Source organism: Pseudomonas sp. X10 (genome assembly GCF_054889225.1).
This window is the reverse complement of sequence record NZ_CM142677.1, coordinates 5,681,157-5,701,016: the sequence shown is the minus strand read 5'-3', so window position 1 is coordinate 5,701,016 and position 19,860 is coordinate 5,681,157. Positions and strand designations below refer to the sequence as shown.

Annotated in this window: 17 protein-coding genes; 9 read left to right on the top strand and 8 right to left on the bottom strand. The window is 53.6% G+C overall.

Annotated elements, in window-relative coordinates; all coding sequences use genetic code 11:
• The first annotated feature begins 5 nt into the window (after positions 1–5).
• The 3 genes from glmS to ACYU03_RS25980 all read left to right on the top strand — a co-directional run bounded on the left by glmS (position 6) and on the right by ACYU03_RS25980 (position 3,595).
• Positions 6–1,841, top strand: coding sequence for a glutamine--fructose-6-phosphate transaminase (isomerizing) (glmS, locus tag ACYU03_RS25990; RefSeq protein ID WP_461887460.1), 1,836 nt, complete (start codon positions 6–8; stop codon positions 1,839–1,841).
• A gap of 159 nt (positions 1,842–2,000) precedes the next feature.
• The gene (locus tag ACYU03_RS25985) at positions 2,001–3,131 is read left to right on the top strand and encodes a TniQ family protein (RefSeq protein ID WP_461887459.1); all 1,131 of its coding nucleotides are present in this window, start codon (positions 2,001–2,003) and stop codon (positions 3,129–3,131) included.
• Between the two features lie 71 nt (positions 3,132–3,202).
• Positions 3,203–3,595: an antitoxin Xre-like helix-turn-helix domain-containing protein gene (locus ACYU03_RS25980; protein ID WP_461887458.1), complete on the top strand. Its 393-nt coding sequence runs from the start codon at positions 3,203–3,205 to the stop codon at positions 3,593–3,595.
• On the opposite strand, the gene ACYU03_RS25975 is transcribed toward ACYU03_RS25980, so the two are convergent.
• Complete coding sequence (locus tag ACYU03_RS25975) at positions 3,573–5,273, bottom strand: TnsD family Tn7-like transposition protein (RefSeq protein WP_461887457.1); 1,701 nt, start codon at positions 5,271–5,273, stop codon at positions 3,573–3,575. The two genes, ACYU03_RS25980 and ACYU03_RS25975, sit on opposite strands and share 23 nt — an antisense overlap.
• Before the next feature lie 576 nt (positions 5,274–5,849).
• Here ACYU03_RS25975 and ACYU03_RS25970 point away from each other — a divergent pair.
• From ACYU03_RS25970 to ACYU03_RS25960, 3 genes are all read left to right on the top strand, one after another.
• Positions 5,850–6,812, top strand: a complete 963-nt coding sequence (locus tag ACYU03_RS25970; RefSeq protein ID WP_461887456.1) for a PDDEXK family nuclease — start codon at positions 5,850–5,852, stop codon at positions 6,810–6,812.
• Complete coding sequence (locus tag ACYU03_RS25965) at positions 6,809–8,809, top strand: transposase (RefSeq protein WP_461887455.1); 2,001 nt, start codon at positions 6,809–6,811, stop codon at positions 8,807–8,809. The genes ACYU03_RS25970 and ACYU03_RS25965 overlap by 4 nt, the downstream gene beginning before the upstream one ends.
• 140 nt (positions 8,810–8,949) lie before the next feature.
• Positions 8,950–10,140, top strand: coding sequence for an AAA family ATPase (locus tag ACYU03_RS25960; protein WP_461887454.1), 1,191 nt, complete (start codon positions 8,950–8,952; stop codon positions 10,138–10,140).
• A gap of 237 nt (positions 10,141–10,377) precedes the next feature.
• On the opposite strand, the gene ACYU03_RS25955 is transcribed toward ACYU03_RS25960, so the two are convergent.
• Positions 10,378–11,019 (bottom strand): hypothetical protein, encoded by a 642-nt coding sequence (locus ACYU03_RS25955; protein ID WP_461887453.1) that lies wholly within the window; start codon positions 11,017–11,019, stop codon positions 10,378–10,380.
• An 8-nt stretch (positions 11,020–11,027) separates the two neighbouring features.
• The gene (locus ACYU03_RS25950; protein WP_461887452.1) at positions 11,028–12,041 is read right to left on the bottom strand and encodes a M78 family metallopeptidase domain-containing protein; all 1,014 of its coding nucleotides are present in this window, start codon (positions 12,039–12,041) and stop codon (positions 11,028–11,030) included.
• 463 nt (positions 12,042–12,504) lie between these two features.
• Here ACYU03_RS25950 and ACYU03_RS25945 point away from each other — a divergent pair, with 463 nt between their 5' ends.
• The gene (locus ACYU03_RS25945) at positions 12,505–13,260 is read left to right on the top strand and encodes a hypothetical protein (protein ID WP_461887451.1); all 756 of its coding nucleotides are present in this window, start codon (positions 12,505–12,507) and stop codon (positions 13,258–13,260) included.
• Here the strand turns inward: ACYU03_RS25945 and ACYU03_RS25940 are convergent.
• Genes ACYU03_RS25940 through ACYU03_RS25930 form a run of 3 tightly spaced genes read right to left on the bottom strand, consistent with a single transcriptional unit; the run spans position 13,246 to position 15,269 of the window.
• Complete coding sequence (locus ACYU03_RS25940; protein WP_461887450.1) at positions 13,246–13,845, bottom strand: AAA family ATPase; 600 nt, start codon at positions 13,843–13,845, stop codon at positions 13,246–13,248. The two genes, ACYU03_RS25945 and ACYU03_RS25940, sit on opposite strands and share 15 nt — an antisense overlap.
• 16 nt (positions 13,846–13,861) lie before the next feature.
• Positions 13,862–14,437, bottom strand: a complete 576-nt coding sequence (locus ACYU03_RS25935) for a hypothetical protein (RefSeq protein WP_461887449.1) — start codon at positions 14,435–14,437, stop codon at positions 13,862–13,864.
• Positions 14,430–15,269, bottom strand: a complete 840-nt coding sequence (locus ACYU03_RS25930) for a bis-aminopropyl spermidine synthase family protein (protein ID WP_461887447.1) — start codon at positions 15,267–15,269, stop codon at positions 14,430–14,432. Before ACYU03_RS25930 ends, ACYU03_RS25935 begins: the two co-directional genes overlap by 8 nt.
• Positions 15,270–15,572: 303 nt before the next feature.
• Here ACYU03_RS25930 and ACYU03_RS25925 point away from each other — a divergent pair, with 303 nt between their 5' ends.
• On the top strand, positions 15,573–16,379 hold the full coding sequence (locus tag ACYU03_RS25925; RefSeq protein ID WP_461887445.1) for a hypothetical protein: 807 nt from the start codon (positions 15,573–15,575) through the stop codon (positions 16,377–16,379).
• Between the two features lie 40 nt (positions 16,380–16,419).
• On the opposite strand, the gene ACYU03_RS25920 is transcribed toward ACYU03_RS25925, so the two are convergent.
• Both ACYU03_RS25920 and ACYU03_RS25915 read right to left on the bottom strand, forming a co-directional pair.
• Entirely contained in the window at positions 16,420–17,619 is a 1,200-nt protein-coding gene (locus ACYU03_RS25920; protein WP_461887444.1) for an XRE family transcriptional regulator, read from the bottom strand.
• Positions 17,616–18,251, bottom strand: coding sequence for a hypothetical protein (locus ACYU03_RS25915; protein WP_461887443.1), 636 nt, complete (start codon positions 18,249–18,251; stop codon positions 17,616–17,618). The genes ACYU03_RS25920 and ACYU03_RS25915 overlap by 4 nt, the downstream gene beginning before the upstream one ends.
• Before the next feature lie 877 nt (positions 18,252–19,128).
• Between ACYU03_RS25915 and ACYU03_RS25910 the strand changes: the two genes are divergently transcribed.
• Positions 19,129–19,782, top strand: a complete 654-nt coding sequence (locus ACYU03_RS25910) for an RES family NAD+ phosphorylase (RefSeq protein ID WP_461887442.1) — start codon at positions 19,129–19,131, stop codon at positions 19,780–19,782.
• Positions 19,783–19,860 lie beyond the last annotated feature (78 nt).

Genomic DNA, 19,860 nt, shown 5'->3' with positions numbered 1-19,860 from the left:
TCTCTATGTGTGGAATCGTCGGTGCCGTTGCTGAGCGCAATATCACAACTATCCTCATCGAAGGCCTCAAGCGCCTGGAATACCGCGGTTACGACAGCGCCGGCCTGGCGGTCTATACCCAGCAGGGCCAATTGGAACGCCGCCGCCGCATTGGCAAAGTCAGCGAGCTGGAAGCAGCGGTCGCGGCCGAACCCCTCGCTGGCCAGCTGGGCATCGCTCACACCCGTTGGGCAACCCATGGCGCGCCGACTGAGGGCAATGCCCACCCGCACTTCTCGGGCCACGACGTCGCGGTGGTGCACAACGGCATCATCGAGAACCACGAAGCCCTGCGTGAAGAGCTCAAGGACCTGGGTTACGTGTTCGAGTCGGAGACCGACACCGAGGTCATCGTCCACCTGATCCACCATACCCTGAAAACCGTGCCGAACCTGGCCGATGCCCTGAAGGCGACGGTCAAGCAACTGCATGGCGCCTACGGCCTAGCGGTGATCAGCGCGAAACAACCGGACCGCCTGGTGGCGGCGCGCAGCGGCAGCCCATTGGTGATCGGTCTTGGCCATGGCGAGAATTTCCTGGCCTCCGACCAACTGGCGCTGCGCCAGGTCACCGACCGCTTCATGTACCTGGAAGAGGGCGATATCGCTGAGATCCGCCGTGACCAAGTGACCATCTGGGACCAGGCTGGCCAGCAGGTACAGCGTGAGGCGGTGCAGTACCACGAAGGCGCAGAAGCTGCCGACAAGGGCACTTACCGCCACTTCATGCTCAAGGAAATCCACGAGCAGCCCACCGTGGTGCAGCGCACTCTGGAAGGCCGCCTGGGCAAGGATCATGTCATGGTTCAGGCCTTCGGCCCGCAGGCTGCCGAGCTGTTCGCCAAGGTCCGTAATGTGCAGATTGTTGCCTGTGGTACCAGCTACCATGCAGGCATGGTAGCCCGGTACTGGCTGGAAGGCTTGGCAGGCATCCCTTGCCAGGTGGAAGTGGCCAGCGAATTCCGTTACCGCAAAGTGGTGGTGCAACCCGATACCCTGTTCGTCTCTATCTCCCAGTCCGGCGAGACCGCCGATACCCTGGCCGCCTTGCGCAATGCCAAGGAGCTGGGCTTCCTGGGCAGCCTGGCGATCTGCAACGTGGGCATCAGCTCGCTGGTACGCGAATCCGACCTGACCTTGCTGACCTTGGCCGGCCCGGAAATCGGTGTAGCCTCGACCAAGGCCTTCACCACCCAGCTGGTTTCGTTGATGCTGCTGACCCTGGCCTTGGGCCAAGTACGTGGCACCCTCGAGGCCGGTGTCGAAGCCGAGTTGGTCGAGGAACTGCGCCGCTTGCCGGCTCGTTTGGGCGAGGCGTTGGCGATGGACTCGATTGTCGAGAAGACGGCCGAGCTGTTCGCCGACAAGCACCACACCTTGTTCCTGGGCCGTGGGGCACAGTTCCCGGTGGCCATGGAGGGGGCGCTCAAGCTCAAGGAAATATCCTACATCCACGCCGAAGCCTACCCGGCGGGCGAGCTCAAGCATGGCCCGCTGGCGCTGGTCGACAGCGACATGCCGGTGGTCACCGTGGCGCCGAACAATGAACTGTTGGAGAAGCTCAAGTCCAACCTACAGGAAGTCCGCGCCCGCGGCGGTGAGCTGGTGGTGTTCGCTGACAAGCAAGCGGGCATGAGCAACGGTGAAGGCACCCATGTGATCAATATGCCGCACATTGTCGATGCCCTGGCGCCGATCCTCTACACCATCCCGCTGCAACTGCTGTCGTACTACGTGGCCGTACTCAAGGGCACCGACGTCGACCAGCCGCGTAACCTGGCGAAATCGGTGACTGTGGAATAAGTCGTAGATTTTGGGAATTAAACTGGTTTCTGAGAATTAAAACTGTCGCACCGCAATAAAAACTGTCGCTGACGGAGGGAGCCTTAACCGGCTCCCTTCTTCGTTGCGCACCTCCTTTCAGCTGTTGCGCTCACCGCAACCCTGTGTCGACGCTCATCCATGCCTCTCCAAATCCAACCCGATGAATCGCTCGCCTCGTACGTCAGACGTAACCTGCACCTCAACTGGCGTGCGGGCAACATGGGGATCTTCGACAAGCTCGCGACGCGACATGTGCTCAAAACGATTGAGGTAAAGGGCCTTGCAGAGGCACTTGGATGGCCTGGATGCTACGGCTTCAACCGGCTGCTTCAAGGCCATACGATGATGGCTGCGACGCATGTCTTCAAAGGTCACTGGGACCACTCGTACTCAGGCCAGCAGTATGTCTCCGAGGGCGAGCGGTTCAGCGAGTGGGAAGCGGCATTCTGTCCAGAGTGCGTCCGGGAAGATCTTGAGTCACTGGGTTTTTCCTACTGGCGCCGCTACGGTGCTCCATACGTAAACGTCTGCCACAAGCACAATGTGGTCTTGCAAAGTCGTTGTCCGTATTGCACCCGGCCATTCACGCGCATGGGACATGACCTGGATGTAATGTGGAAGAAATGCGGTGACCGGCATCTAGCATCAGCGTCTTCAGAGGTGAATGAAGATCCAGCAGCATTGCGCCGTGCCGTGCTCTATCACCACCTCTGCACCTCGCCTCAACACATTCCAGATGACGGTGCAGTTCGCATAGCTCTCAGGAGAGCCGGTGCTCTTCTTGAGGACCTGCAGGGAGAGTCAGCAGTTCAAGTGCAGTCAGCCTATGAGGAACTGACTGCACTGACGCACGTTCTCGAGTCGGCACGGTTGAAAACTAGTGCCCCCGTTGTTGCCGGCATCAATGCTCAGATAAGTGCCGCGCTCGTGAGGGTTTATGAACGCTGTGATGGATTTGCCCACGACATGAGTTCGATCATAGGCGCTGCACGACCAATTGAGTCGCTGTGGAGCAGCTACCGCGCGGGAGGCGTTGAGTCGGCGAACTTCGTCGAGGAGAGGTATGAACACGGGGTGGGCATCTGGTCTTGCCCACAGTCCAGCCCACTATCCGCAGAAGACCAGAGCCATGACGGCATCTACAGGCGCCGGCAGAAGATCTACCCGTGCTGCAACCTCGAGCATACCAAGAGCAAGGGCTACCAGTTGAACCCTGTAACGGTAATGGCTCTTCCTGGAGTTCCCCTGGTGAGGACTCGTAGGCTGTAGCGTGTGCCCCATCGCTTACACGCCGAGTGCGGCAGATGTAGACTGAGCTGAGTAGGGTATCGGAGAGAACGATGAGCGACCAGCTACTTACTCAAGAGCAAGCGTCGGTGGGCCTGAAGGCTGCGCTCCGAATCATCAGCGCCTGGCAGGCCTCGCCTGATCAGGCCTGCAAAATACTTCGGATTTCTCCGTCGACGTTGCGCAGGGCTGCAGCTGATCCAGGTGCAGTGCGGAGGCTAGACCAAGACCAGCAGCAACGAATTGGGCTAGTGCTTGGCATGCACGCGTCACTTCGCGAGGTGTTCACCAACCAGGCGAATGTCACAAGCTTCCCCCGTTTGCAGAACGGCAATGCCTTTTTTGAAGGGCGTTCGCCGCTAGAAGTCATGGCCCAAGGCGACATGATTTCTCTGTACGAGACGTTCAAGCGGATCGATCAGCTCAAGTATCATGCTCACGGGTAAGCGGTGCCTCAGCAGTGACGCCTGAGGATGGAGAACCAGAGAATCTCTGCTCTGGCAGCTCTTCACATACATCACCGACCTTTTTACATTGCTTGCCGGTGAGTTGGCGCACAAGAAGTTTAGTGAGTGGGTAATGTTTGTCATGTTGTAAGGCCTGCGCTAAGCCAGGAAACCGTAGGTTCAAATCTACCTTGCTGATCCAAACCTCAGTGCCGGTATTGAATGAAGCCTTGATAGCTTCGGACATTTGACGGTCACGCTCTAACCAATCCACCTTAGAGTTATTCCCATACCGCTCTTTTGGAATCGTATCAATCAGACCCTGAAGCCACTGAAGGTCATTACGATATAGCCAGGCATAAATATGAGGGATCTTTGAGCGAATTCGTTTTACCCCCGCGTCGGGTAAGCGCTCTGTTGTAGAAAGCCAAGTCATTCTATATTTAATGAGCAAAGAGAGTTTCCTTTGGTTTTCCCAACTCTCACGAATAGCAGGTTCGCTGCTAATTAACTTATTGACTGTAGAAATGCTGATGTTGAAGTCAGAGCAAATCGATTTTTTGTCCGCGCCATCCGCGAGTCTTTCTAGTATCGATAACCGGATGGGGTCTTTCAGAATTTTCGGTCTGCGGAATTTTAGAGTGCCTCGAGTAGGTGGCTTTTTTTGAAGGACGCCGTTTTTTATTCTGGACTCAATCGGTAGCGAGGGGACTGAGTCTGAGCACTCCGCTTTCGCTTGCTGATCATACATAGAGACGAACAGGTCCAATGACCCGAAGAGCCATGAAATCAGGATCAAGTGCTTGAGGGGATGGCAGTAGCCTCGTGGTGAACGGGTAAGCTGTCCAAGCAGAGCCGCTGCACCGGCGCCTGTCGTCGGCAGCGATGTCAGAGGAGGATGACGCTGTAGGAGTGTCGTGTAGCGTGCGAATGACTCGCCACAGCCTGCTTGGTCCTGCTCGTGATCTGCTCGCCGGGATAGGGCATACCGATAAGTCCGGCTGACAGTATCGGGATTGAAACTCTTTCCAAATCCGTAATTTGCAAGCTGCAATATCCCTTGTCCCAAGCCTTCGAGGGATTGTATTTCATGGTCTGTAAGCTCGAGGCTACTCTCGGGAGCCAAGACGTCTTCATCCGGCAGTAACCACTGAAATCGGCCGGACCACTGACGGTTTTTAGTGCTTTCTCGGAGAGGTAAATGATGTATAGGGCAAAGTACAATTCCAGGATACTGATGAGTCAGATGCCAGTAGGCAACTCCGCAAGCCGAGCGATCTGAAATCATGCAGGCACTGCAGGCCTTAAGTGGATGCTCAGCACCGAAGCGGCCAGTGAGTAGCCCCAATCGGTATTTCAGCGATCCTAATCTTGGGCTTCTGAGAGCCTCGATTACCTCTTCCACGTGCGCTCGGGACTGGAAGGGAAAGAAGAGCGGCAAGATTGTGTGATCAAGAATGATTGAAGTTGCATCCCCCCATGTTGCCTTGATCTCCCCTTGTAATGCATCAAGATTGAATGGGAAATCATGAGCAACGCCAGCCTTATCACCATCGAACAACCACGCTGTTGTAGAAGCTGATTTGATATTTCCTTGAAAGATATGCTGGCGGCTGCAGATACTAAAAAACGTCTCATCTGAAAGCCAACGCAGTACACAGCCGTATTCATTAAGCATGACTTCAACTCGGAAGCTAGATAGAAATCATACTAGATGAGTGCTTTGCGTTAGAAGGCAAATAAGTGAATAGAAAGTATGTTTTAAATTCTTAAATGTAATTAGCACCACTCATGTGGCGCGAATCGCTATTAGTCGAGAGGAAGGAGCGAAATTTTTCTATTGTCATCAGACAATTAGAAGCAGTAGCATAGGAAGGTTAATCGAGTCGGAATCAGAAGTCCGGCCGGAATATCCTAGAGAAAGTTCTATTAAACAGAACTTAGAGAGGTTGGTCTATGAGATCTGACTAGTTGTAGCTCTGTAGTGCGAGCTATTGAAGCCAGATGGACAAAAGCCCAAGTGCGACCTTGGGCCCCTGTGGATAAAGCAAATTTCACCGTTTGCCAGCCCATTGTCCATCCCTTGCATGCGGGACGTCAAGTCCTGCAGGGCTTCGTTCATCCACAAGATGCTGAGCTTTATCCACAGCTCGAATCTTGTCGCCTGCCCGCTAGGCAAGGGCTTGCCGTACAGCTGAGTACTTATCCCCAGCTGCAAGACGGCAGTTTTAGCCGAGACGAATGGAATGCTTAAATGAACATGCAGCAAAAATACGAGCTCATCATGTATCGGCAAGGACGATTTCACTGGGGGGGCCCCTACACCCCGTCCACGCTGGCGGTCCCCAGGGAAGCGCCGAAGAACTCTCGTATTACTCAACTCAACAGCCGGAAGCTCGGCCGAGCTGTTCACGCGCTCTCGAGCCCCGAACGAGTCTTCACCCAACTCGCTCTGTACCACCCCGGCTTGATCGATATCCACGAGCAGAAAATGCTATGGCCGTATGATTTCGCTCATCCGCTCAAGGGACACCCACTAGCCAAAGGCACCTTTCCCCCACCCCTCCGCGGAACCACGACGATCGCAAAAGAGATGGGCTTCAAGCATGCTGAGGTGACGGTACACATGCATGACGGCGTTTCGCGCAGGATGCCATTTCCCTACCAAGGTGATTTGCTGCTCTACCTGCTCCGAGCGGATGGAACGCCTTATGCGGTGAACTGGAGCATCAAAGACCGCGATGCCGCCTTTGCAGAGCGTCGCTTGTCTGAAGCTAAAACACCTGTCCAGCAGAGGCTCGATCAGGAATACGCTCTTCAGCGTGCTGAGCTCGAGAGCACCTACTATTCCAGTGCCGGTATCAGAACGCTGCAGCTCTCGCTGGACACCATCACCAAGGTCGTGCAGGCAAACCTGGATCTGATCTTCCCTATGCACGGCTTGCTGCTAAAACATCCGCCGGCCTTGCTTGGGGATTTCAGCGCAGATGTGGCGGAAACTGTGCGGCTCGGCAATCCCGTTGCATACGTAGCCTTGGAGTACGGCGCCCGCTGGGGAGCTCCTGACCAATTTATCGCGCGTATTTATCAGGACATCTGGGAGCGGCGCCTGATCGTCAATTTCCTCAAGCCCTTCCTCATCGATCATCCCCTCGACACGGATGGCGGCGACCTGCTGGACGTATATAGCTCACTCTTTCAGGAGCATGCCTCGTGATCACTGGAGCACGACTGATCGCACCTGGTGGATACCTCAGTCTTTCGAAGGGAGTCACCTATTACCTTCTGAAAAATGATGCTGACAATAATCGAGCAAGGATGATCCACTTTTTTGATAACGGGAAAGAACTCTCAGCCTCCCTGATCACGCTTACCAGTATCGATTTTGAAGAGGGCCTCGAGGCAGGGCTGATTGAAGAATTGGGAGAGGTAGAGATGTACCCTCCTTGGCTAGGCCCCATTGAGGGTTTGGCCATATATGATCTCGAACGTCGACGTTCTTCTATCAAAGAGTCCTATGAGGTAAAGGTGAACCGGCGGTTTTTTGCGATTGCCGAGTTAGTGCAACGTCATCATGAAATTTTGGCCAGCGAAAACCCCGATGCCATTATCAATGCGCACGCCAAGCAAAAAAAGCCTCAACAAAATGCATCACGGCTACGCCTCTGGTTTTATACGTACATCATTTTTGGCAGAAACAAGTGGGCATTGATGCCTCCACTTCACAGAATTGGTACTTGGGATAGGCTTGCTCAAAATCGAAAGCGTAAAGTTGGCCGAGCCGGTAAGCACCAGGGCTACGCATCCAATGCGGATATGGTGAAAAAAATTATTGCTGGGTATATAGCCTATAGATCGCCTTACAAAACCAAGGCGAGAATATATAGTGAAATTCTTACAAAGGACTTCGGTTGCGTTGCGGTTAAGAGTGGTGATACTAAGAAGTTTATTCACCCCAAGGGACTTCCATTTCCATCCGAGTCTCAGATTCGATACCGTATTGAAAAGCACTTTACTGAGAATTCTAGGTCAGTTGGGGTGCGTGGGAAACACTCTACACGGGCAAAGTCGGGCGATATCGGAAGTTTTTCTGAGCGTGTACAGAACGTCAATCAGGTTGTTGAGTTCGACGGTTACTATGTTTCTGAGAAATTAACCGGCGTTACAGAAGGTAGTGCTGTGGACGGATTTTGTGTCGTTCGAGCTGTTTGTGTTTTATCCGGTGCAATTGTCGGCATCGGGTTTGCTGAAGGTAAGGAAACCTTGGCCGCTTACCGCATGTGCCTGTTCTCGATGGCCTTGAGGAAGGATAAATTTTGCGAGTTGTTCGGTTGCCCAATTACTAAAGATGAGTGGCCCTGTGAGGGTGTCACAGGTAGTATTATTTTTGATCGAGGTCCTGGCTCGACATTCGATGTTGAAGCGGGAATTAATTGGTTGGGAACCTTTGAGACAACTCCAGTCTTTTCGGGCCAATCGAAGGCCTCAATTGAGTCTTCTCACCCCCGTGATAAGCAGATTTTGGCACAGCCGGGCTATTTTCAAAGTGCGTTGAATTTCGTTCAGATGTCTAAGAGAGAAATCATCCAGGTCTTGAAAGATAACAGCACATCTAACGCGAGTGGGCGCATGGACGAAAGGATGTACGTTGCGGGCGTGACGCCATCGCCGCTGGGGATCTGGAATTATTGGAGCCGTCGAGGACGTGACTCGTCGGTTGGAATGCAATTTGATACTGCGGTCAGAACCTTTTTGGATAAACATCCGGCCTCCATTCGTCAAGACGCCGTCTATTTTTACGGGCGCAAATATAAATCGCCAGAGCTAGTCGCCACCGGTGTTTTCGACAGAGTGGCTAAAACCAGTGTGATACCTGCCCAGGTATATGTTCTTACCATGTGCGTACGGCACATCTGGATTGAGGTTGATGGTCGCTTGTATGAACTTGACATGGTCAAGTCTATCCGCACTCTAGAGGGTGACTCCGACATCTCTCTATGGGAATTACAAGCTGTTAATAAACTACAGCGTGATAGTGTAAATGCATTTTTAGCGCAGGGTGTAGCTGCACAGTCGTACTATAACGATAGGGTTTGGGAAGTAACCGGTGAGGACGGGGGAGCAGGAGTACGCAGAACCGGGCGGGCTCCAAAAAATGCTGCAGTCAAGCGTGATACTGCTGACTACAAAAAATTTATGGGTAAATCGAAATGAACGGGCTACTTCACGAGCGCTTCAGTTCTTCATTGGACCCCATTGCTATCCGGGACAGGATAACCGTGAGGCCGGCACCGGTCTTGTCATTGACTGAGTATCAACCTCAAATAGGTGCCACGATTCTGGAAAAGGCGCTCATGGAAATTTTCCTACCTAACCAATTTTCAATCCAGTTCATCCAAGAGATGGTCGGTAGAGCAAAGTTGCACTTTGATGAAATATTTGCTAGCGAGGTTGAGTATGTGTCTAGAATTTACACTCCGCCTGAAGCTGATGTTTATCCTATATGCCTAACTGGACTAGCAGGAGTTGGAAAAAGTCGCACGATTGCTGCGCTTCGAAAAGTAATGCCTGAACCTATGGAGTTTTATTCGTCCCATTTCGATGGGTATATAAAATTGGCGTCTCACTGGTATGCCAGCGCGAAAGAAAAAGTCAGTGGAAAAAGCCTGCTGATGGACTATCTATTTGGTAAATCCGAACCTCCGAGCGGAAGTCGACAAAAGTTCCTAACAGAGGCTAGAAGGCGAGCCGCCAGAGATGGTGTCGCACTCGCAATTCTCGACGAAACTCAGTTTTTTAATACGGGCGTAGGTACTGCGAAAATTACAGAAATTCTTGTAACGATGGCTTCGATTGGGCCGCCGTCGTTATATGCAGGTAATTACAGTTTAGTGCATAAATTACTGGGGCGTAATAGTGAAGACAAACAGCGATTGCTCTCTCAACCTCGCATCATGTTGCCAGATCCGCCTGGTAGTGAGCAATGGGCTGACTATGTTCAAGAGTGCGTAAGGGTTAGCAATGGCTGTATCCGGCCGGGGGCTGGTGACTTTGCAGGGGATCTGTATCGCTACACCTTCGGAATTAAAAGACTTGCAGTACAGTTATTGTGCCTGGCATATATAGAGTGCCGTAACGATGGTCGAAACTGGATTGAACAGCCGGATCTCGCGCACGCTTATCGTTCGGCCGCATATACAAGCAATGCTAAAGATGTGGAAGATTTGCACACCGATTCATTGGGAAGCGGACAGTCTTCTATTCGACTTGACCTGAAATGCCCATTTGACCTGCCAGCTGCATATAAGAGCAACGTGGTAAAATTCACCAAAGATGAGCGACACCAGCGCATGGTCGCGAGGGTTTTCGACTCGGCGTTGACCAAGGCCGAACGGTTAGCGCAGCAGCAAATTGAAGTGCCGGCCGCTCGCACTCCAAGAAAGTCTACCCGAAAACCGGTGGTTGAAAAACTTAGTGAGCAAGAAACGAGTAAGGCATTTTTTGAGTACATCGATTTCACAGGTAGGCCTAAGAAGCCGGGTTGATAGGGCCGGATCCTCCTTGGGATTGCAATAGATGCAACACCAGAGCTGCTTCAGCTGCGGCTGTCGAGCCTTTGTTTTTGAGGTTTTTTGCTAGTTAGGTATGCCCGATCACCTCGACCTACAGTTGCATCGTCCCTGCTGTGCTGCGGCCGGCAGGGCCCATCCAAGGATCATGAAGCGCCGCGTTTACTGATCAATCAGTACACCTTGAGAACCTGAAAGCTGTCTGGTGGCTACTCAGTCAAAAGGTGGGCCGTTATTAATCATATCTCCCAGCAATTTGCGAATGTGCCCGACATATGAATTCAGTCCTGCCTGCACGGTTTCCTCGGTTGCAGCGGTCGATACGCCAAAGACCATTGATAGGGCCTTATCAACAGCAGGATTGGAGCGGATCGCGTGTTGTGTGCCTGAGTGGTCAAGCTCAACGAAACCCTGGATCAGCCCTTCAAGCGTAATGATCTTGCACCTCAAACTTGGCGCTATCGCTTCGAGATGGTGCTCGCTTAGTCCAATTAGCGCGCGCTTGTCGCCAGTCAACACGACGCACTCAGCATCCGCAGCGGCGGCGGCAAAGAGCAGTGCTTCGCCGGCATCGATCCCAGGCACGGCGTTCAGTTGTTCCAAGACACCCAGATCAACCTCAGAAGCTGAAATCTTATGCGCCAAGCCCAGCAGCGTTGAGATCTGGGCGGCAGCTTCCTCGCTTTTACACAGCTTGAGCGGGTTCTGCTTAGGCAGCAGCTTGTAACGAGCGGAGTCCAGAACCAACACCTGGATCGTCTCACTTCGAGTAAAAAGCTTTGGAAGATGCTCCAGCATTCCATACTGGGCCAGCTTCAGGATCACGTCGTTATCGATGAACAATTTCAGCGCCATGCGAAATCCTATTCGGCTGGAGCCACACGGTAGAGGAGATCGATGGTGTCGTCAGGGAGAACATCCGGCCTAATACAACGCCAGAGCAGATCGTTGACGACGATGCCGGCTGGTTTTTCACCCGCCTGTAGAAGTTTGATTGCCGCCATTCCTAGCGCCCAGGCATCATTGTGCTTGGCAAAATTCAGTACCACATGACCGGGATCCACACGGTTTGCCTTGCCATATTGCATGGCCGCATCTGCAAGCCCCAATGCGGACATGTTGCCTGTGCCATTGCCGTAGGTTGCATTTGCTCGACCGTTTAGCAGGGCGATCGCATACTGATCTGCCGCTTGTTCATCTACATCGGGATCGTCCAGTGCATACGACTGCTCCCCCAAAGTCTCGTCGATTAAAATCTCATCTGGGTCGATATGGCCTAAAGCGCAGTGCCCGATCTCATGAGCGATGATGAAGGATTGCCAGGCCCACGACTTGCTTTTTTTGGACAAGATAATGACAGGTCGCCCTTCGAACATGGTGACCATGCCATCCATCTTGGGTAGCCCTTCGCACACCTCGTCCAGATAGATAACAGGTACGCCATGACGCCAACATGCTTGCAGCAGGTTCCGCAGGCCTAACCAATTCCCACCTTCTGTTCCAAGAATCTCATTCCGGAATTGCAACGGGTCTTGTGGAAAGGGGATGTATTCGTAGGGGGTTGCGTAGGCAATGGACTCCGCAGCAAACATCGCCAGGGAGGTCGCCGCGCTAAGGTTCTTCGATTTGTTGGGAATTGAGCGTTTGTACTTGGTATCACGGCGCCGCAGTTCTTCCAGCCCAGGACTGTCGGAGAACAAGGGAGCGACGCGTAGCCCCAGTCGCTTGGCCAGGATTGATGCGACTTCAAGAGTCGCTCCCTCATCCTGCAGCATCTCGCTGGTCACCCAGTCGGGTAGCAGAGAACTCTGGAATTCACGGGGATAGCCGGCTGACTCCAGCGCCCCGAAGATTCGATCAATTTGAGTGGCCGGCATTGCGACCTCCTTGAGCAGAAAGCGGGACGGATTGACCGACAGAGTTCGCTGCAAGCCCCTTCAGGCTCCGGACCACCTTAATCAACGCCCGGGCATGAGCATCCGAGCCATCCCATACGGATATTATTGCATCCTTCAGTTCAGTCTCCAATGAACCATGCCCTAAGGGTGCGGCCAATTCATTAACCCCGTAGAAGGTGCACAGCTTATTGAATTGCTCGCTGTACCTTAGCCTGGGTTTGTGGCCACTGCGGAGCCTCCATACAGTTGGCTGAGAAACCCCGCTCTGCCTCGATATTTCAGCATCGCTACGGGAATCCGCCTTGATGGATTCTATGATTTGGTTATAGGCGTGCTGGATTTTGGTGCTATTCATGATATTCACTATAGGCTATTCACCTACACAAATGAATAGATTTCTGGTACGCTTATCCTTGTTATGTGACCCTTGGACCCATACCTCATGATCCCTTCCACTTTCTGCTGGACCAAAATGGGCGTCGAATCAGGCGAAGGCCTGGACCTTATCGTGCGTCGCAAGGAGTGGGAGCGTCAGCTCGGGGACGGCCTTTTCTTCTGGGGCATTGGCCAGTCGCTTGGCGACAATGCTCGTGATGCTGCGGCATCCATTGATGGTGAAATGCAGGTTCTGTTCTCGCCGATGTTTAGCAAGCCGAAGGACATTGACGTTCGCCCTGAAGACATCTTTGTCTGGAACAGTTGGGTCGATGGGCGAGGTAACGTCGTGCCTCTCCCTAAACACGTCTTGATCACCAGCCGAGCAGATCTTCCCTCAGGACGGCGGAAATCGAGCCACTACGCCCTGGTTTGCAGGTCGGAGCAGCGGCTGGGCGGTGGAACAGAGATAGAGGTGACTGCAGCCCACCTTCGGAATTTCTCCAGTGATAAGCCGCTAGGTGCTTCGCAGGTGACTGCTGTCGTAAAAAATGCGAACTTCGCGCTCAGCGGAAATGCTGCCAGAAAATATGCAGTGAGCTTCACCGCCACCATGGAGGCCCCATATGCTGTACAGCTCAGTGACCCCTCGCTTTTAACCCCTAAGGATTTGGAGCGTATCAGCGACGTCTCGGCCCGCGGTGATTTGAAGGAGTGGAGTTCCCTCGTGTCGCGCCTTCGCGGCCAGTCCCAGCCCGCCCTTACTGTGCCAGTCACCCTCGATCTGTTCGGCTTTGAGTCTGACTTGTCAGTGGCCGTCTGAATGCAGCAGCTTGGAAACCATGAGGAAATTCTGCAGTACCTCCGCACCTGATTTCCCTGCGTCCAGAAAGTACAGCTCTGCTCCCGTCTCGAACGCATACAGCGAGGCAATTTCGCATTGAAGGGTGACATGCCGGTCCAGCTCACTTGCCTTCGGCAACGGTCGACCCGCAGGATTTGCCTTGATTCGGTCGGAAAGTGCCTGCCCATCCGCATAGAGGCACACAATTACGTCTGGCGCGAGGTCATGCAACTGCGCTTTTGCAAATGGAGTCACCCTGAAACCGAATGTTTCGATCGTAACCGGGTGAGAGTCGACGACGAGATTGCCGCCTTCTTTTTTGAGCGCTGCCGCAACCGCAATCAACTCCCTGTCGACTCGGTCGACATCTTGGCGCGTTATCAGGGCTGCCGACTTCTCTCGCATATCGTCTTGTGTGACTTGGCCTACACGCTCGGAGACGACGCGAGTCAGCTCTCTGCTGTAGGTAAATACGCGGACTTGGCTGGGCAAGCTGGCCAACCCCTCCGTGAGCGTCGATTTTCCGGTAGCTGGTGCTCCGGTCAAATAGATAAGCCGTCCCATCCCTGGGTCTCCTCAATCAGTCCCTGAGGAACACCGCATAAGGGGGTTTGACGCGGGCAACCAAACCAATCTGCTTAATGATCTGCTGCTCAGGAGGTGGTGGAATGTGGGGCTCGTTATAGATCAGGCAGCCTTTATCGTTCTGCCCTTTCAAATAATCGCCTGCAATTCGCCCACGCGATTGGCCTACACCGACATGGAAGTCGTTCAGGTTGACCTCAAACTCCTCCGTTTTCAGTTCATCCAGAACAAGCGCGAATCGTGAGCCACGTACCTCGATACCTCTTGGAACCGCCTGCCAGTCGACGCCGTCTTCAGAGTATTGGGACGCAGCTACTGGAGGGGCTGAGTGCTTGGAGTTCATCTCGTTCATGATGATCAGGAGGTGTTTTCCTTCTTCCTGCATAGCCCTGCCGAAGGGCTGGACCATCGTGCGAGGATGGCAGGAGCTTCCTCCGTACCCCCAGAAAATTGAGCCGGCTTCTTCAAACTCTCGACGCTTCCTTTCCACGATATCTTCGAGGGTTTCGGAAGCGTGAAGCCCTACCTTCATGAAGATCACGCCTTGGCCATTCGCAAGCGGGTTAGGCATCCGGAACCTCCTGATAATGTTCGAGAGAATAGCGCTGCTCTGCCTCACGATTCACATTGAGGCTGGGGGTTTCCCGCACGTGCTTGTATATCAGCGGATTGTCCTTTCCGTAGAAGTTTCGGAGGCGTTCGGCTGACAGCTCCTCCGAGGTCTTTTCCATCAGACCTGGGACTACCCTACGGAACAAGCATGAGCAGGAGCGAAGGTCCGGTGCATCATCGAGGTGGTAGAGATGAAGCTGTGGAAGCATTTCGGCTACGACGTAACCCAGCTCAATGGCCCTGAGTTGAGTATCTCTGAGCACCTCTTGTGTCCAGGGAAGATCCGGGTCATCGGCAATGACAACGATGCCAAGACCTCGCTCGTTGGTCGCCTGGCTGCCTCGTTCCAGAAATGCAGTCACGCTTTGGCCACCGTTGCTCGCTCCCCAGGGCGGGTTGATATGGAAGCCGTCGTACGCTCCAAAATGCTCCGCAGGTAAGGGGTCAGCCACGTTGTAAAGATGGGCAGTGATTTCGATCTTGGGCGCTAGCTTTTCACCGAATCGCCGTACCGAGTTGACGATGCGCTCATCGAAATCCAGGAGCGTGATTGATGTTGGCCCATAACTGATCACCTCCTGGGCTTTGAGATGAGCAGCCGAAAGGGCTATCCCATCGCCGTCACCAACGAAGACCACCTTTTTCCCGTCGAAGACCCTTGCGACGTACTCGGCCTGGATGACCATGTCCGCGACCTTCATGTAGATCTGGTCGAATTCGCGCAATGGGGCGGGTCGATTCATCACCACGTCAGATATGCTGTTGATCGCATTTCTTAGATCGAACTTCACTACCAACCTCCATGTTAGCGGGCTGATCCTTAGCGGTAAGGGATTGCTTAATGGCTAAGGGCTATCCCCAAGCATAGTCCGAGTAGTCAGGCGAGTGGAAGATGTCAGTGGCATACCTGCTGGTCGTGGGTTTTTGGGTGGACCGCACCAGGCGGTTTGCCCGTCATGTCCCCAAAAACGAGTTTGGTATGATCCGTCGTCATACTCGCCGTTTACCCACCTGCAAAGGTAGGCCGCCGATCTGTTTTGTTGTGTGGTCCATCTATACCTAGTCTTAGATCATCCAAAAACGGTTGAACGCTCATGATTGACGATGAATACAGCTTTGAGCACGACTATCGCCCTACCTACCTTGCCCCGGATCTCATCCCCCAGCATGCCTTGAGTGGGGCATTGAGATCATTGACACTGTTCGACACTGACAGAAACCTTGTCAGTCAGGCTTTGAACCTGACTATCGTTGACGAATTTATAATGGGCTTGGAGTACGAGTACCTTCGTGCCAAATTTAATGAAACGTCGACACCCTATGACTCGGTCTTCCTCGCCGCACAGTCGCAAATGTGGATCTTCAGTGCGTACGAAGTCATGCGGACGTGGATTCAGAAGGCGAAGGGCTATGTCAAAACCGCCAAAAATTCCGGGCTTCAGCTCAAGCTCACTGACCTGAAACGTGACCGTGGGTACACGAACTTCACGGCGTTGCAGAAAGCCAATGAGATTCAGGCCCTGTTAGACGATCCGTTGATGCTGGAGAAGCTCCAGGATGACTTGGCCCGTACTCATTTCCTGTTCATCCAGGTCGAGACCATTCGGGTTGCTCTTGCTAAACATGAGGTCAGAAAGCGGGAAGGAGCAATGATGGCTGGAGGATTGGTCGGGTACATGAATCAGGAATGCGGTTCACTTTCCTACGATATGAACGCCGGAATGGTCAGTACCGTGGAGATCAGTCGAAGAGATATTGCTGATGGAATTCGATCGATCCCTGACCTCACTGTCCCGACAGCAGACGAGGTGAAAAGCTACGAACTGTTAATGCGAGGAATTTCGGATGAAGAGGCGTTGGAGCTTTTCAAAGATATCGAAGAGCATCCTTCAAGTGACTGAGCGGGCCGGGAGGCCCGCTACGAATGAAACCAGGCGCGGTTCACCCGCGTCGATTAAAGGGAAGTACGACTGCCTCACCAGCTTTGATCGAAGGATCACCTGAAACCATGCTTTTCAGCTTCGCCAGATGGAACACTGACGCTTTGCCAGAAAGGTAGTGCTCGGGTAATCCTGCTAGCTTTTCAACATCGTTTGCGGCTAAACCGATGTACCCGCTGACGGATTCGAGTGGCATCACGCCAGAGGATGAAAGGAGCTCAACTGTGCGTTTGAGCAAACGAGGTTGCTCAGGCACACGGGCGTCGTCACCTGGTTCCGACTTGGCTCCCCACCTGGCAGAGCGCCGTTTGAACAGTAAGAGCTTTTCGTCGGCGTCGATGATCTTGAGCGCTTCAAGACGCATGATCATGGCCGCGACCGAAACGCCCCAGCGTTGCTTAAGCAGCAGTAAGCTATCGAGCGTGACCGGTGTTTTCACGTCGGCCGCAAAAGTTTCTGCCGGCAGTAGGAACGCGCCAGCAAACCGGTGAGCTTGTGATTCCATCAGCTTATAGCGCTCAGGGTCAGTCGAACGATCAATGCCTTTATGAAGAATCAGATGACCAAGCTCATGCGCGAGGTCGAAACGGCTTCGAAAGCCGTTCGCCTTATCGGCTGAAAGCAGGATCAGTGGGCGCTGAAGTGCGTGACTCCATGCCGATAGCCCTTCAATCGGCGCAATTCCCGTTTCTTCCCGAACCAGGATGACGCCGGCGCCTTCAACTGCAAGTGCAAGGTCTGGAATTGCCCGGCGACCTAGGCCCCAGAGCTCCCGACATTCATCGGCTGCTTCCTCGATATCGGCACTGGCGATTTGTTGTGGATCAGTGTACGACCTTACCGGCAGGTTGATGTCCGGGAAGTCTACGAACTCATTCATCGCCAAGACGATATCCTGTGTCCATTCAAGACGAGCTTCAAGCATCGCTCGTGCAGCTACGTGCGCCGAGGCATTGCTTCGAAATAAAGGAAGCGACCCTTTCTGGGGAAGGGGCCGGGTAAACCATTCAGGACTTACATTGATTACTTTCGAAAGGCTAGCGAGAGCCTCAGCTTCGGGAGCTTGCTGTCCTGACTTCCATTTACTGATCGTGGCCGGCGATACGCCGACCATGGCAGCGAGTTGTACCTGCGAAAGGGCGCGGGCAGCCAACGCCTGGATCAGACGCCCTGGCTGAAAATCTGTGATGCCCCGGCTCATGTTTCTTCCTGCTCTCCGCGCTCGATGAGGATTGTTTTGAGTTTCACAGTCGCATTGTCGACCTGTTTCTGAGCCGTGTCATACCTTTCGAGAAACTGTGCCAATGGTTCACGGAAAATCCAGCCGTCCATTTTGGGTGTAGGCACCGCAATGTAGATCTGCAATGGTTTCTCCGGCTGGTGGCTCAGCGAGCCACTGAACCTTGCGACGAAGAAGAAGGTGCCGCGCTCGATTTTTTGTGTGCCAAAAAGAGAGAGTTGAGCCAGCTCGCTCATCGCTTGGTTGGCCTCGGCAAGCTCCCGTCGAATGGTGCTACGGCTGGCATGATTCCAGTTGGTGGTGTTCATATTCAGGCGTGTGAACTTGAACATGCCAGCCTTGCCTACGATCACGCCGTTGCCTTGCGCAGGCAGGAACTCAGCACCTGCCGCTTCCAACAGGTCACTGAATCGCTCGTTCATCTCGATATGCCGCATGTACCCCAACGCTACCTTGCGTTGCTTCCTGACGTTCTTCGTCATCGTGTGTGCTTGCAATGCACCTGCAGCAAAGGCGTCTTCCACGCCCATCACAAGGTCACGGGGGACTTCAGCAATCAACAAAGCAGCAATAGCATCTGGGTTCAGGGTCATTTCATTGCGCTCGGGTTTCGATAGGCGAGATTATATGCTCGAAAAATTTCGTGTGGAAAGCCTATTGGCCGATTTTGATGTGTAAAACCTGAAGAATTACGTTTCCGAGAAATCGGTCGCGGGCGGAGGTTCTCCGGATCTCAGCTGCCATCCACTGCGTCCTGCAGGAGATCAAGCAGCGGACTATCCGCGCCAACCTGCAGAACTAGCGTTCGAATCTTCCTCGACCTGAACGACGAGGGCGGGCGCTGGCCTTCACCCAGCTCTAGCCCTCCTCTGCTTCCTGGCCATGAAGCGCTTCAACTGGCTCTACGATCTCTTCGTCACCTCGGAGGCAAGGAAATAGGATATGCCCTCCAACTGAGGAAGCAGCTTGGCGCCCTGCTGGCCGCCGAAGGTGCCGACCGCATCTGCCTGCACACCGCCAAGCATTGGCGGTCACTCCTCATACATGACTTTGGGATCAGAACAGGGGCAGCGTGTCGCTGATGATCAGCTTGTTGCGGGTATTTTCTGATGGTCGGCGGTAAGAATCGCCAGACACAGGCACTGCCCGGCCGATGTCATTCTTCAGCCGTACTGCAAACAAGCCCTTGTAGATCGCACTCAACGATACATATGGAAAACAGGTTGCACAGCGCGGGGCCTTCTCGAATAGCGCCCCATGCAACCTGCTAACACCACCAAAAAAGAAAAAGCGGATTCGTGTGTTAAGCCTTCCGGGCTAATGGCCCTTTGCCTTATATTCCGTCTCGGCCCACTTGGGCTAAACACGTCTCGCGCAGGTATTCCAGCGCGGGCAAACCCAATCAGCAAGGGAAGTAACCCATGCGTACTCACATCCCCCGACTCATTTTCTATTTGGAGAAACTCAACGGTGATCAACGATGTTAACGAAAAAGATGTAGAACTGGCCCTGGAGCGCGCCCCGCGCACGCGCCTGAGCTTCGCTGTAAACACAGCACTTTACCGGGTCCAATCGTCGCGGTATGACGATAACCCCATCAACTATCGGCCTGACTCGGACGGGCGCTTTCAGCATCCGGAGCAGCTGGTCGACGTCGCCTATTTTGGACTCAGTCCGGAGGCAGCGATCGCCGAATCGTTCCAGCCCTACTATGAAGCGCCAGAGCGGAAGGTGGTGAAATTCTCGAAGCTGAGCAAAACGTCCTTGCATACCTTGCGGACGGATCGGGTACTTCATCTGGTGGATGCGGCGGAACTGGTGACATTGCTGGGGATCATGCCTTACGAGCTTATGCTGCCGAGAGGCGATAAGTTGCAGGGTTACCAGCTCCCACGGTGGCTGACGAAGGTAGTCTCGGCATTGGGGTACGATGGCATCATGTACAACTCTGCCATGTATTGCCCAGCTGGCAACTCCAACGGTCGAAACGTAGTCCTCTTCGGGGGACGTGACAAGCAACTCTCCCCAGCCAGCTATAACACGCTGCTGGACTATGAGCTGCAGACTGGGGAAACCGTTCTCGAATTCCTCGAAAGCCGGGGCGTTATTGTAGAGGCGGGGTAAGCCTTAGGGAAACTCCGAACAAGTTACTCAGCGACCAGCACTGAACGGCATCTTGACCCAGGCCGACTCGATTTCGGC

What these genes read in the sequence shown, in the direction of transcription:
- ACYU03_RS25915 (WP_461887443.1), bottom strand. Translation starts at nt 18,251, where the DNA reads ATGACCCTGAACCCAGATGCTATTGCTGCTTTGTTGATTGCTGAAGTC.
- ACYU03_RS25975 (WP_461887457.1), bottom strand. Translation starts at nt 5,273, where the DNA reads ATGCTTAATGAATACGGCTGTGTACTGCGTTGGCTTTCAGATGAGACG.
- ACYU03_RS25945 (WP_461887451.1), top strand. Translation starts at nt 12,505, where the DNA reads ATGATCCCTTCCACTTTCTGCTGGACCAAAATGGGCGTCGAATCAGGC.
- ACYU03_RS25920 (WP_461887444.1), bottom strand. Translation starts at nt 17,619, where the DNA reads ATGAGCCGGGGCATCACAGATTTTCAGCCAGGGCGTCTGATCCAGGCG.
- ACYU03_RS25980 (WP_461887458.1), top strand. Translation starts at nt 3,203, where the DNA reads ATGAGCGACCAGCTACTTACTCAAGAGCAAGCGTCGGTGGGCCTGAAG.
- glmS (WP_461887460.1), top strand. Translation starts at nt 6, where the DNA reads ATGTGTGGAATCGTCGGTGCCGTTGCTGAGCGCAATATCACAACTATC.
- ACYU03_RS25985 (WP_461887459.1), top strand. Translation starts at nt 2,001, where the DNA reads ATGCCTCTCCAAATCCAACCCGATGAATCGCTCGCCTCGTACGTCAGA.
- ACYU03_RS25970 (WP_461887456.1), top strand. Translation starts at nt 5,850, where the DNA reads ATGAACATGCAGCAAAAATACGAGCTCATCATGTATCGGCAAGGACGA.
- ACYU03_RS25935 (WP_461887449.1), bottom strand. Translation starts at nt 14,437, where the DNA reads ATGCCTAACCCGCTTGCGAATGGCCAAGGCGTGATCTTCATGAAGGTA.
- ACYU03_RS25940 (WP_461887450.1), bottom strand. Translation starts at nt 13,845, where the DNA reads ATGGGACGGCTTATCTATTTGACCGGAGCACCAGCTACCGGAAAATCG.
- ACYU03_RS25960 (WP_461887454.1), top strand. Translation starts at nt 8,950, where the DNA reads ATGGAAATTTTCCTACCTAACCAATTTTCAATCCAGTTCATCCAAGAG.
- ACYU03_RS25955 (WP_461887453.1), bottom strand. Translation starts at nt 11,019, where the DNA reads ATGGCGCTGAAATTGTTCATCGATAACGACGTGATCCTGAAGCTGGCC.
- ACYU03_RS25950 (WP_461887452.1), bottom strand. Translation starts at nt 12,041, where the DNA reads ATGCCGGCCACTCAAATTGATCGAATCTTCGGGGCGCTGGAGTCAGCC.
- ACYU03_RS25925 (WP_461887445.1), top strand. Translation starts at nt 15,573, where the DNA reads ATGATTGACGATGAATACAGCTTTGAGCACGACTATCGCCCTACCTAC.